Annotated in this window: 1 pseudogene; it reads right to left on the reverse strand. The window is 70.1% G+C overall.

Annotated elements, in window-relative coordinates:
- Positions 1 to 341: pseudogene (locus L687_RS29200) on the reverse strand (ABC transporter permease); the annotation flags it as partial.

Here is a 341-nt window from a genome sequence, read left to right on the forward strand (position 1 = left end):
GGCATCCGCTCCGCCTGCATCAGCCCGTCGCGCAGCACTTGGCTGAGCAGCGCCGCCACCGGAAGCGCGAGAGTGATCGCCGGCAGCACGATCGTGGCGGGGTTGCGAGCACCCGACACTGGGAACCAGCCCAGACCGAACGCGAAGACGCTCAGCAGGACGAGCCCGATCCAGAAGACCGGGGAGGAGAGCACCACCAGTTCGACCGCCGCCGCGACCGTCCGACCCGCCCTGCCGCGAACGAGCACCGCCACGGACAGCGCGAGCACCAGGGCGATCACGAGCGCGAGCACCGAAAGCTGGACCGTCGCACCGAGTTGACGCCCGATCACCTCGGTCAC

It is taken from the genome of Microbacterium maritypicum MF109 (assembly GCF_000455825.1).
Lineage (GTDB): Bacteria > Actinomycetota > Actinomycetes > Actinomycetales > Microbacteriaceae > Microbacterium > Microbacterium maritypicum_A.